Source organism: Microbacterium sp. KNMS, assembly GCF_053851835.1.
The window spans coordinates 75667-87646 of the sequence record NZ_JBSQBP010000009.1 but is presented as its reverse complement, the minus strand read 5'-3'; the positions used below and the strand labels follow the sequence as shown (position 1 = coordinate 87646).

Below are 11980 nucleotides of genomic sequence, written 5' to 3'. Positions count from 1 at the left end.
CTGGTACCCATGCCACGCTCACTCCTCACTCTAGCCGCGGCCGCGACGGCCGCCGTGCCCGGTGCGGAGGTCACGGGCGTCAGGTCCCTCACGGCCGGCGGCGCCGGCCGCTTCGACGCGGCGGTCGCGACGCTCGCCGACGGGCGCGAGCTCGTCGTCCGCGTGCCCGTCGACGAGGCGGCCGAGCGCGAGATCTCGGCCGAGATCGTGGCGCTGCGCGCGCTCACGTCGGGCGTGCGCGAGCTCCTCGGCTTCGACGCCCCCGAGTTCCACGGCGCCGTGCCGTTCGACGGGACGAGCGCGGTGGTCACGGGCTACGTGCGCGGCTACCAGGTCGAGGCGAGCGAGATCCCGCCCGGGCGCGGAGTCGCGGAGTCGCTCGGCCGCGCGATGGCCGTGCTGCACGCGCTGCCCGGCTCGGTCGTCCGGTCGGCCGGGCTGCCGGTGCGCACGCCGGACCAGTCGCGCGCCGACATCGAGCGGGTGCTCGACGCCGCCGGCGCGAGCGGGCGCGTCCCCGTTCGGCTCATGGTGCGCTGGCGCGAGGCAGTCGAGGACGACCGGCTCTGGGCGTTCGAGTCGTCCGTGTGCCTCGGCGGAACGCAGTCCACCTCGTTCGTGCTGACCGACGACGTCGCGGGCGTCCCGCGCGTCGCAGGCGTGCTCGACTGGCACGGCCTGTCGATCGACGACCCCGCCGTCGACCTGCGCTGGGTGGCGTCCGCGCCCGACGCCTCCGAGGACATCCACGAGGCGTACGCGGCGGCCGCGCACCGCGCGCCCGACGCCGCGCTGCGGGTGCGCGCCCGACTGCACGCCGAGCTCGAGTTCGCCCGATGGCTCGTGCACGGCCTCGAGGCGCACCGTCCGGACGTCGTCGACGACGCGGCGGCCCTGCTCGAGTCGCTGTCGGACGGCGTGCGCGACGACCGCCTGCTCGCGGGCCTCGGCGCCGCCTCGTCGGACGTCGACGACGCCCTCGCGGCGATCGGCCGAGTGCCAGAGACGACGCCGGCGGCGGTCGACACCTCGATGCAGACCGACGCGTACGACCCCGCTCAGCTCTCCCTCGACGGAGACGGCCACTGGGGCGAGCGGTGGGACGACGCGGACGCCGCCGACACCCGGATCACGACCGACACCGTCCCCGAGGTGCGCCTTCCGACGGCACAGCCGGCGGACGATCCGTCGGGCGCGACGGTGCCGCTCGACATGGAGGCGTACATCGCCCAGGAGCGCGAGCAGCGCGGCGACTGACCAGCGCTAGCCGACGCGCGCCGCCGTGCGCCCCTGGGTCTCCTGCCAGCGGGCGGCGAGCTCCTCGGCGGTGTACACGCGGTCGCCCCGCAGGACGAGGTCGTCGGCGACGTAGTACAGGGCCACGTCGATCTCCTCCAGGGGCACCCCGTGCCGCCGGTGGTAGGCGAGCCGGTAGAGCGCGAGCTGCAGCATCCGCTCGTCGCGCTCGGCCGCCGTCTGCGGGGCTCGTCCGGTCTTCCAGTCGACGATCTCGATCCGCCCCCCGCGATCCTCCCGGCGGTAGACCGCGTCGAGCTTGCAGATCACGATGTGCTGCGGCGCGCCGCCGAGGGCGGGAAGGGGGAAGTCGATCTCCGTCTCGACCTCGAGGGGGCGCAGCGACGCCCACTCGCTGCGCAGGAACGTCTCCCGGAGTCGCTCGAGCGCCGCCTCGTCCTCGGCGGACACCTCGGTGCCCGCCGCGTCGTGATCGCTCCACAGCTCCTCGTCGCTCTCCCAGAGGGCGTCGTCGACGGACGATCCGGCGCCGGCCGCACCGGAGCGCGCCTCGACCCACTGATGGAACAGCGTCCCGATACGGGTCTGCTGGTACGGCCGCTCGGGCATGGGCCGCGCGATCTGCGACACCGTCCCCGAGAAATCGGACACGTAGTCCTTGAACCGCGACGCCGGCACGCGCGTGGGCACGCCGAACCGGCGCCCGCGCTCCCGCTCGGCGCGCTCGGCCAGCAGCAGGGCGAGCTCGTCCGAGGGCTCGGCGCTCGTCGCCGCGGCCACGGCCGCCGCGGCCGCCGCGACCCGTCCCCTCCGCGAGCCGAGCGGATCCATGGGCCAGCTCCTGGTCATCGACGCGCCCTCGTACGGGTTGTCGTCCGGATCGACGTCGCCGATCGGGTCGAGGCCCTGCTCGTCGATGATCTCGAGCAGGTAGTCGCTCGGCGTCCGCGGCGTCTTCTGACCCGCCCAGTGCGAGCCGGTCAGCAGCAGGTCGCCGCGTGCGCGCGTGATCGCCACGTACGCCAGGCGCCGCTCCTCCTCGCGCTGATAGTCTCCGTTGGCTCTCTTGAACGCGGTGATCGCCGTCGCGAGCGCCTTCTCGGCGGCCCTGAACCGCTGGGCGGGGTCGTCGCCCGCTGACTCCATCGCGGCCTGAGGGTCCCAGGCGAGCTGCGGAAGCGCCGTCCGGTCGCCGCGCAGGGCGAACGGCAGCACGCCGAAGCCGAGCCATCCGGAGGCGTCGGTCACGCGGCTGGGCAGCTCGTCCTTCACGAGGCGCACGACGGCCACCGCGTCCCACTCGAGACCCTTCGAGCCGTGGATCGTCAGCAGCTGCACGACCCCGGGCTCTGGCGGCTCCGGCCGCGGCACGAGCTCGTCCGTGCGCTCGGCCTTGTCGAGCCAGGCGAGAAGGCTCCCGATCGTGCCCCGCTCGTCGGCGGAGAGGAACGCGCGCACCTCGTCGCCGAAGGCGCGCAGCTGGGTGGCCGCGACGCGCGCCGGTCCGCGCGACTCGTTCGCGGCGAGCTCGATGTCGAGACGCAGCTCGAGCTCGATGAGGCGGATGAGCTCCGGGATCGGCTGGCCCGCGGCGCGACGGAGTCGCTCGAGCATCTCCCCGGCGGCGCGGAGCCGCGCGCGCCCTTCGGGGCTGATGCCCTCGAGCAGGCGGTAGTCGTCGCGGGCCGTGCGGATGAACTCGACCGCGTCGACGATCGACACCGCCTCGTCGGCCCCGCGCGACGCCCGAAGCCGATCGCGGACGTCGTCCGGCAGCGGATTCAGCGAGCCGTCCCGCTGCGCGAGGGCGGTCGCGAGGTCGTGGAGCGCCGCCATGTCGGCGACGCCGACCGCGAAGCGCGGGCCGACGAGCAGCCGGATGAGCGGGGAGCCCGATGTCGGGTCGTGGATGACCCGCAGCACCGAGACGACGTCGGTGACCTCCGGTGTGGACAGCAGTCCGCCGAGCCCGAGGATGCGGTGCGGGATGCCGCGGCGGCCCAGCGCGGACGCGAACGTCTGCATGTGCCGCTTGGACCGGAAGAGGATGGCACCCGTGTGCGGGCGATCTGCTCCCGACGCGGCGTGCTCGGCGCGCACCGCGCCGAACCAGGCGGCCACCTCGTCGGCCTCGTCGTCGACGGTCTGGGCGAACCGCACGCCGACGCGGCCCTCGCCGGCGCCGGGCCGCGCCTCGAGCGCCGGCACCGCGAACGCCCCTGCGCCCTGCAGCGGGCGGAGCACGCGGTTCGCGGCGTCGAGGATGCGACGGTCGTTGCGCCAGCTCGTCATGAGGCTGTACGACGTGGCCGCGCTGTCGCGCGCGAACGCGCGCGCGAACGCGTACAGGTTGTCGGCGCTCGCGCCGCGCCATCCGTAGATCGACTGGTGCGGGTCGCCGACGGCCATCACCGCGCTGTCTCGGAAGAGCTCGGCGAGGAACCGGGTCTGGATGACCGAGGTGTCCTGGTACTCGTCGAGGAGGACGACGCGGTACTGCTCGCGCAGCTGCGCGCGCACGTCGGGGGCTCCCTCGACGATGTCGTACGCACCGCCCACCTGGTCGGCGAAGTCCAGCACGCCTCGGCGCGTCTTCTCGGCCATGTACGCCCTGACGAGCTGCACGAGCACGGGCATGGCGTGCAGATGCCGCCACGCCTTCTCGATGTCGCGGTCCTTCGTGTCGTCGACGTACGGCGCGATCGCCGCCTCCTCCGCCGCGCACACGCGCTCGAGCTCGTCGAGATCGACCCGGTGGTCGAGCACGTCGGCGGCGAGGCGCTGCACGGCGTCGATGAGCGTCGAGAGCGCCTTGTCGATGTCCTCGAGGCCGCCGATGTCGGCACGCAGCACGACCGCCCGCGCGATGAGCCACGACGCCGACTGGCTGAGCATCGCGGCGTCGGGATCGCGGCCGATGCGCGCGGCGTGCTCGCGGACGATGGAGTCGGCGAACGCGTTGTACGTCGCGACCCGGGGCCGGATCATGAGGTCGTCCGCCGTGCGGGGCGCGGACGGATCCCAGCCGGTGGCGAAGCGCGCCGCGAGCTCGTCGAGCACCTGCCGCCGGATCGTCTCGCGCTGGCGCGGCGCGACGGCCGTCTCGACGCGCGCGAGCGCTCCCTCGGCGACGATGCGCGGCAGGTGCGGCAGCAGCCCCCTGCGGCCGAACTCGTCGATCACGGCCAGGCGCGCCGCGATCCGCTCCGCCAGCTCGCCGGCTGCCTTCCGCGTGAAGGTGAGCCCGAGGATCTCGTCGCGGCGCACGTGGCCGTTCGCGACGAGCCAGACCACGCGCGCGGCCATCGTCTCGGTCTTGCCGCTGCCCGCGCCTGCGACGACAAGCGCCGGAGTCTGCGGCGCCTCGATGACCCGCTGCTGGGCAGGCGTCGGCGTCGGCTGTCCGAGCGCCGCCGCAATGTCGGTCGCGCTGATGCCGTGCCCGCCCGGCCATCCGCCGGCCCGGCGGGTGTCGTCGGCGTGCAGGGTCTCGACGCCCATCGTCATGAGCTCACCGCCTCGATCGTGTGGATGCGGCACGGATGCACGCGCTGCTGGGTATCGGCGCAGTGCGCCTCGACCTGGGCGGTGAAGCTCGCGGCCGACATGCCGCGCGCCGCCTCGGCGACCCGGCGGAGGAACGCCGCGCGCGTCTCGGGTCCCAGTGCGTGCTGATGCGCGACCCGGTAGTCGCTCTTCGCGAGCGTCTGGGACACGATCACGAGCCGAGCTCCGCCGAGGGCGTCCGCAGGGGCGCCGTCGACGAGCCCCTCCTGCACCGCGATCTGGTAGGCCGCGAGCTGCGCGTGCTCCACGACAGCCGAGTCCGACGGCTTCTCGCTCTTGCCGGTCTTGAGATCGACCACGACGACGCTGCGCTCGGACGCGGCCTCGGGCATGGGCTCCCAGCCCCGGGCGCGCGCCGGGGCATGCTCGCCCGCTCCGGGCGGGTAGGACTCCACACGGTCGATGACGCCGCTCACGACCGCGCGATGCGGCGCCGCGATGTCCTCGCCCACGTGCACGGCGGGCGCGTCGTCCGCCGCACGCGGCGACGTCTCGACCGCGAAGCGGAACGGGGCCTCGGACGCGATGACGTCTCCCCCGTCCGCGCGCACCCCGCGCAGGTAGGCGTGGAGGCGGTCCACGTAGAGGTCGGCACGGCGCCGCTCCTTCGCCGCGATCCAGGGTGTCTCGAAGTCGAGCTCGGGCCAGTGCTCCTCGACGACGGCGCGCAGCACGGCGAGGTCGCCGTCGGGCGCGCGCTCCATCGCCTCGTGCAGGATGGTCCCGATGCCCGCCGACGGGGGCGCGACGGTGTCGCCGCCGAGGGCCGCGATCACCCAGCCGAGACCGCACTCCTCGAACGCCTCGACGCGCGAGGGCGAGACCCGCGCGGGGCCGGCCGCGAGATCGCGCAGCGGCGCATCCGTCGAGGGGACGAGCATGCCGTACCACTCGTGCGGGTCGGCGCCGGGGACGCCGGCTTCCGCGAGCACCCTGAGCTGCCCGGCCGCCGCCGCGCGGGCGGCCTCGTCGGCATCGTCGGTGAGCGTCCGCCGATGCCGGGCGACGAGGCCCCTCAGCGTGAGCGGGTGCTCCGCGCGCTCCCCGTCGTCGTCGCGCGGCGGAGGGAGGAAGGAGAACAGCGCGCTCGACCCCGTATCGTCGTCGTCGACGGCGGTCACGAGCAGATGACGCCGAGCGCGCGAGATCGCGCGGACGAACAGGCGCAGCTCGTCGTGCAGCGCCGCGCGCCGCCGGTCGAGCACCCCGAGCGCATCCGCGCGGGCGCGTCCGGCGCGGTGCGCCTCGACCGCCTCCGCCAGCCGCCACGTGTCGAGGAGCCCGCCGCGCAGCCGGACGTTCGGCCACACCCCGTCCTGGACGCCCGCCACCACGACCGCGTCGAACTCTGCGCCGAGCGCGTTCGCGGGCGTGAGCAGGGTGACGGCGTCGTCGCGCTCGGGGGCCGAGAGGGTGTCCTCCGGGACGTCGCTGTCGAGGATCTCGCGGATGAAGGGCAGCGGCCCCTCCTGCGGGTTGCGCTCGATCGCCCGCTTGGCCGCGTCGAACAGCGCGACGAGGCCGTCGAGCGCGCGCCCCGCCTCCGCCGCGAGAGGGCCCTGTCCGAGCGCGAGGTCGCGCCACGCGCGGTCGAGCCGGCGTCCGTCGCCCGTGCGCGCGCGGTCCCACACGGTCCACAGGAGCTCGTGCACGGTCGCGCCGCGCGCGCCCTCGTCGTGCACGATTGAGAGCGTGCGCGCGAAGCGGGCGGCGGTGCGCCCCTCCGGGGTGTCGAGGAGGTCGAGGAGCACGGGCTGCGCGAGCGCCTCCCGCAGGAGAACGCGCGCCGGCCGACTGCCCCCCTCCGAGAGCTCGGCGTGACGCAGACGCGCGCGCAGCCGACGCAGCCCCACGCCGTCGAGACCGCCGAACGGCGAGCGCAGCGCCTCGAGCAGCTTGTCATCATCGCGGTCCTGCGCCTCCTGCAGGCCGAGGCGGACGATCTCGACAATGTCGCGGACGACCGCCTCGGCGCCGAGCGGGCGCTGCACCCCGGCCGCGCGCGTGGGCACCTCGCGCGCCGCGAGCTCGGCCTCGAGCGACGTGATCTGCCGCGTGTCATGCGCGATGACGGCCATCCGCTCCCACGGCACCCCCTCGACGAGGTGCCACTCCCGCAGCGCACGCGCGATGCGGTCGGCCTCCTCGTACGACGACGCCGCATGGCAGGTCTCCACGGTCCCGTCGGACGGCTCCTCGGGGCCGGGCGGCCTGCGGTGGTCGATCACGCCGGCCGCCCCGATCGCCTGGGTCACGCTGCGCGCGAGCCGCGTCAGCGCCGTCGTGCTCCGATGCGCCTCGTCGAGGACGTGACGCGGGCCCAGCGATGCCGCGAGGCGCGCGAACAGCTCGGGCGTCGCGCCGCGGAACGCCCCGGAGCCGATATCGGGATCGCCGAACGCGAGCACCGCTGCGCCCTGCGCGTGCAGGGCCTCGACGAGGGCGACGCCGCCGCGCGTGAGCTCCTGCGCGTCGTCGACCAGGACGACCCGCAGGCGCTCGAGCCCGGGCACGCGCGCGCCGTCGCGCACGCCGGCCGCGGCCTCCGCGTACAGCTCCGAGACGTCGCGATGCGGAGAGCGCATGCGATCGAGGACAGCCCGGTAGTCGCGGAGGAAACCGGCCACCGCCGTCCACGCATCGACGCCGAGCCGCGCCAGCTCGGCGGGCGTCGTCCCGAGTTCGGTCATCTCGGCGATGAACGCGCGCAGCTCCGAGCGGAAACCCTTCGTCGCGCGCACGGGCGCGCCGAGATGCGCGGGCCACCGCGATGCTCCGTCGCGCTCGTCCTCCTCGTCGCCGAGCAGGATGTCGGCGATGATGCGGTCCTGGTCGGCGCCGGTGAGGAGCTTGGGCGGCTCCCCGCCCCGCCGCACGGCGTCGGCTCTGACAACCTGGTACGCGAACGATCCCACGGAGCGCGCGAGCGGCCCGGGGCTCGCGACGTCGACGCGGAGCCCGAGCTCGTCCCGCAGACGCGTCGCCGACGCGCGCGTGGGTGTCAGGACGACGAGCTCGTCCGGCGCGACGCCGGCCGCGACGAGGGCGGCGACCCTGCCGACGAGCACCGCCGTCTTGCCGGTCCCGGGCGCCCCGACGACCGTGCCGGATGCGCCGTGGGGCAGCTCCACGACAGCGCGCTGCGCGTCATCCCATCCCGTGCTCGGCATGGACTCCACGGTACCCAGCGCCGCCGACATCCCCGGTCGGAGGCGCGGGCGTTCGCCCTGAGCGTTCGCGCGGCCGGGCGCATCCCGCCGTGCCGTAGGCTTTCGATGCAACGAACCGCAGACGAAAGGCAGTCACCGTGGAGATCCGAATCGGCATCACGAATTCCGGCCGCGAGCTGACCTTCGAGACGACCGAGAGCGCGGACGCCGTGAAGTCGGCCGTCGCCGCAGCCCTCGACGAGGGCGCGAGCCACCTCTCCTTCACCGACGTCAAGGGCAACTCGTACTTCGTCCCGTCGGCGAACCTCGCGTTCGTGGAGATCGGCACGGGCGAGACGCGCCGCGTCGGCTTCGTCGGCTGAGCCCGGGCGGGACGGCCGTGTACATCCTGCTCGCGATCATCGCCGCCGCGGCGATCGGCGTCGCGGCGCACTGCGCGCTCCCGCACCGGGAGCTGCGCGGCGTCGCGCTGGTCCCGGCGGTGGGAACGGCCGTCGCCGCCGCTCTCTACGCGATCCTGACCTGGGCCGGGCCCGGCGAGGCCAGCCCCTGGCTGTGGATCGCCGTGCTCGCGGCCGGGGCGGTCGCGGCCGTCGCGACGGCGCTCGCATCCACGCGCATCCGCGCCCGGTCCGACGCGGCAGCTGCCGCGGCAGCCGGGATCCGCTGACCGCGCGCCGCGGCACTCCCGCTCAGGCCGCGAGGCCCAGCGCGTCCATGCGCCGCGCGTGCGCGGCCATGAGCGCGGTGAAGACGGGCTCGACGACCTTCTCGACGTCCTCGCCCCCGCGGGCCTGCGCGTCGGCCATCCCGCCCCGCAGCGCGCTGCGGGCCACAAGCAGCGTGTCGCCGACGAGGCGGCGCGCCCACATCGACAGCAGAGCCCGCCACTCGTCGTCGCTCTCGATCGTGCGCACGAGGAGCTCGGCGATCTGCTGGCGGTCGTGGTCGGCGCGGAGCACCTTCGCGACCCTGCGCCCGCGCTCGCCGTAGCTCGAGGCGAGCGCGAGGTAGAAGTCGTCGAGCATGCCGGCGGTGATGTGCACGGTCAGCATGGTCTCGCGAGGCCGGGCGCCGAGCGTCTCGCGCCGGAAGGCGTCGAGAGGCTCCTGGAACGGCGCCATGAGCGCGGTGGGGTCGTCGCCGCCCTCTCGGATGATGTCGACGAGGCCGAGGTGCTTGCGCAGCGCCGCGCCCGCGGCCAGCGAGAGCGCCTCCTTCTCGTGCAGATCGGGCGTCGCCCGGATGAGCCGCGTGAGCGTCTCGAAGTAGCCGAGCTGGAGGTAGGCCGCCTGGCCGAGGAACGTGCGCACATCGGGCGCCAGCTCCTGGAAGTCGACGCGCACCGCGTCGGAGAGCTCTCCGCGCGGTCGCAGGCGGAGGATCCGCGCGGGCGTGGGCCGCTTCCAGAACTGCCAGTTCACCACGTCGAAAGCCTACGTCCTGCTCCCCTGCCCCGCCGCCATCCTCGCCTCCACGCGCCGCGGAGCCGCTGGCGCTAAGGTGGAGACGGCCCCGACGACGGCTCGGGGCACCGCGCCTGTGGCTGAGAAGGGCGTGGACGCATCCAGCGGCGCGGCCCCGTCCGGCATCCGCCGACCGGCCCGCCGAGACAGGCACACAACTCCATGACGTCATTCGCCGAACTCGGCATCGACCAGGACATCGTCGACGCGCTGGCCGCCAAGGGCATCGTCGACACCTTCCCCATCCAGGAGCAGACGATCCCCCTGTCCCTCCCGGGTCAGGACGTGATCGGCCAGGCCAAGACGGGAACGGGCAAGACCTTCGGCTTCGGGATCCCCGTCGTCCAGCGGCTGGGCCTCGACCCCGAGCCCGGGGTCAAGGCCCTCATCGTCGTGCCGACGCGCGAGCTCGCCGTGCAGGTCTACGAGGACATGGACCTGCTCACGTCCGGCCGCTCCACGAACGTCGTCGCGATCTACGGCGGAAAGGCCTACGAGGGCCAGATCGAGCAGCTCAAGGCGGGCGCGCAGATCGTCGTCGGCACGCCGGGCCGCCTCATCGACCTCGCGGGGCAGCGTCTGCTCGACCTCTCGCACGCGACCGAGGTCGTGCTCGACGAGGCCGACAAGATGCTCGACCTCGGCTTCCTCCCCGACATCGAGAAGATCTTCCAGCGCGTGCCGGCCAAGCGCCACACGCAGCTCTTCAGCGCGACGATGCCGGGCCCGATCATCGCGCTCGCGCGCCGCTTCATGGTGAACCCCATCCACATCCGCGCGACCGACCCCGACGAGGGCCTCACGCAGGCCAACATCCGCCACATCGTCTACCGCGCGCACGCGCTGGACAAGGTCGAGATCGTCGCGCGCATCCTGCAGGCCGAAGGCCGCGGCAAGACCGTCATCTTCACCCGCACGAAGCGCGCGGCGCAGAAGCTCGTCGACGAGCTGAACGACCGCGGCTTCAACGCCGCGGCCGTCCACGGCGACATGGGCCAGGAGCAGCGCGAGCGCTCGATGGCCTCGTTCAAGGCGGGCAAGAAGGACGTGCTCATCGCGACGGATGTCGCCGCGCGCGGCATCGACGTCGACGACGTCACGCACGTCATCAACCACACGATCCCCGAGGACGAGAAGGCCTACCTCCACCGCGTGGGGCGCACGGGCCGCGCAGGCCGCACGGGCATCGCCGTGACGTTCGTCGACTGGGACGACCTGCACAAGTGGGCGCTCATCAACCGGGCACTCGACTTCGGGCAGCCCGAGCCCACCGAGACGTACTCGTCGAGCCCGCACCTCTACACGGACCTCGACATCCCCGCCGGCACGAAGGGCCGCCTGACGAAGGCGCCCGCCACGGGCGCCGTCCGCACCGCCAAGGCCGACGGCGAGGGCGCATCGCGCCCGCGTCGCCGCCGGCGCGCCGAGGGCGACGCACCGCGCGAGGGCGCGGCGCACGAGGCCGGCGAGGGGCGCGGCACGCACGACGGAGCCGGCAAGGAGCATCACGACGGCAAGCCCGCTCCTGCGCGCCGCCGTCGCCGGCGCCGCGCGTCAGGTCAGCCGCAGCAGGGAGCCTGAGCGCTCAGGCCCGCACAGGACGGGAGCCGACGCCGGCCGCGATGATCCGCTCGACCATCGCGGCCGGCGTCGTGTTCTCGCCAGGGAGGTTGGGCTTGCCGAGCCCGTGGTAGTCGCTCGAGCCCGTCGCGATGAGGTCGCGCTCGGCCACGAGCCGCTGCAGCACCTCCCTGCCGTCGGCGGTGTTCTCGCGGTGGTCCACCTCGAAGCCGGCGAGCCCAGCGTCGACGAGATCGTGCAGCGTGCGCAGGGGAATCATCCCCGACCGCCCGGCTGTCGCGGGGTGCGCGATCACGGGGACGCCGCCGGCCGCCCGCACGATCTCGATCGCGCGGAACGTGTCGGGCGCGTAGTGCGGAACGTAGTAGCCCTCGCGCGGGTGGAGGATGCCGTCGAAGGCCTCCCCTCGGTCGGCCACGATCCCCCGGGCGACGAGCGCGTCGGCGATGTGCGGGCGCCCGACCGTCGCGCCCGTCTGGGTCTGCGCGACGACGTCGTCCCAGACGAGGTCGTAGTCGCGCGAGATGTTCGCGACGATCCGCTCGGCACGGCCCATGCGGTCGCCGCGCACCTCCTCCATCTGCGCCCGCAGCGCCGGGTCGTCGGGATCGAAGAGGTACGCGAGCAGGTGCACGCTGCGCCAGTCGAGGCGCGTGGAGAGCTCGGCTCCCGGCAGGAACGTCATCCCGAGCGACACCGCGGCGTCGGCCGCCTCGGCCCACCCCGCCGTCGTGTCGTGGTCGGTCAGCGCGAGCGTGCGCACGCCGTGCGCGTGCGCCGAGCGGACGACCTCGGCGGGCGGCTCCGTCCCATCCGATCGGTTCGAGTGGAGGTGCAGGTCGGCCGGCTCCTCCACGCGGCGCGCACCCGAGACATCCATGGACCTCATCGTACGGCGTGCACGGAGGTCGCTCTCGGCCCCCACGGCGCGTGCTCGCG

8 protein-coding genes are annotated in these 11980 nt (G+C 74.3%); 4 read left to right on the top strand and 4 right to left on the bottom strand.

Going from position 1 to position 11980, the window contains the following annotated elements; all coding sequences use genetic code 11:
• The first annotated feature begins 9 nt into the window (after nt 1–9).
• Nucleotides 10–1257: a phosphotransferase gene (locus tag ACWXWW_RS07600; RefSeq protein WP_455969510.1), complete on the top strand. Its 1248-nt coding sequence runs from the start codon at nt 10–12 to the stop codon at nt 1255–1257.
• Between the two features lie 6 nt (nt 1258–1263).
• Here the strand turns inward: ACWXWW_RS07600 and ACWXWW_RS07595 are convergent, their stop codons facing one another.
• Both ACWXWW_RS07595 and ACWXWW_RS07590 read right to left on the bottom strand, forming a co-directional pair.
• A complete protein-coding gene (locus tag ACWXWW_RS07595) occupies nt 1264–4758 on the bottom strand; it encodes an ATP-dependent helicase (protein ID WP_455969536.1) in 3495 nt (1164 codons plus the stop codon).
• Between the two features lie 2 nt (nt 4759–4760).
• A complete protein-coding gene (locus tag ACWXWW_RS07590; RefSeq protein WP_455969509.1) occupies nt 4761–7994 on the bottom strand; it encodes an ATP-dependent helicase in 3234 nt (1077 codons plus the stop codon).
• A 137-nt stretch (nt 7995–8131) separates the two neighbouring features.
• Between ACWXWW_RS07590 and ACWXWW_RS07585 the strand changes: the two genes are divergently transcribed.
• Both ACWXWW_RS07585 and ACWXWW_RS07580 read left to right on the top strand, forming a co-directional pair.
• The gene (locus ACWXWW_RS07585) at nt 8132–8356 is read left to right on the top strand and encodes a DUF3107 domain-containing protein (protein ID WP_271172138.1); all 225 of its coding nucleotides are present in this window, start codon (nt 8132–8134) and stop codon (nt 8354–8356) included.
• Nucleotides 8357–8373: 17 nt separating this feature from the next.
• Nucleotides 8374–8664, top strand: a complete 291-nt coding sequence (locus tag ACWXWW_RS07580) for a hypothetical protein (RefSeq protein ID WP_455969508.1) — start codon at nt 8374–8376, stop codon at nt 8662–8664.
• Nucleotides 8665–8686: 22 nt separating this feature from the next.
• On the opposite strand, the gene ACWXWW_RS07575 is transcribed toward ACWXWW_RS07580, so the two are convergent.
• Nucleotides 8687–9421: a ferritin-like fold-containing protein gene (locus ACWXWW_RS07575; protein ID WP_271172140.1), complete on the bottom strand. Its 735-nt coding sequence runs from the start codon at nt 9419–9421 to the stop codon at nt 8687–8689.
• A gap of 201 nt (nt 9422–9622) precedes the next feature.
• On the opposite strand from ACWXWW_RS07575, the gene ACWXWW_RS07570 reads away from it, so the two are divergent.
• The gene (locus tag ACWXWW_RS07570; protein ID WP_282978021.1) at nt 9623–11041 is read left to right on the top strand and encodes a DEAD/DEAH box helicase; all 1419 of its coding nucleotides are present in this window, start codon (nt 9623–9625) and stop codon (nt 11039–11041) included.
• Nucleotides 11042–11045: 4 nt separating this feature from the next.
• Here the strand turns inward: ACWXWW_RS07570 and ACWXWW_RS07565 are convergent, their stop codons facing one another.
• Complete coding sequence (locus tag ACWXWW_RS07565; protein ID WP_271172142.1) at nt 11046–11921, bottom strand: PHP domain-containing protein; 876 nt, start codon at nt 11919–11921, stop codon at nt 11046–11048.
• Nucleotides 11922–11980 lie beyond the last annotated feature (59 nt).

Coding starts and splice junctions, on each gene's coding strand:
- ACWXWW_RS07600 (WP_455969510.1), top strand. CDS start 10: ATGCCACGCTCACTCCTCACTCTAGCCGCGGCCGCGACGGCCGCCGTG.
- ACWXWW_RS07595 (WP_455969536.1), bottom strand. CDS start 4,758: ATGGGCGTCGAGACCCTGCACGCCGACGACACCCGCCGGGCCGGCGGA.
- ACWXWW_RS07590 (WP_455969509.1), bottom strand. CDS start 7,994: ATGCCGAGCACGGGATGGGATGACGCGCAGCGCGCTGTCGTGGAGCTG.
- ACWXWW_RS07570 (WP_282978021.1), top strand. CDS start 9,623: ATGACGTCATTCGCCGAACTCGGCATCGACCAGGACATCGTCGACGCG.
- ACWXWW_RS07565 (WP_271172142.1), bottom strand. CDS start 11,921: ATGGATGTCTCGGGTGCGCGCCGCGTGGAGGAGCCGGCCGACCTGCAC.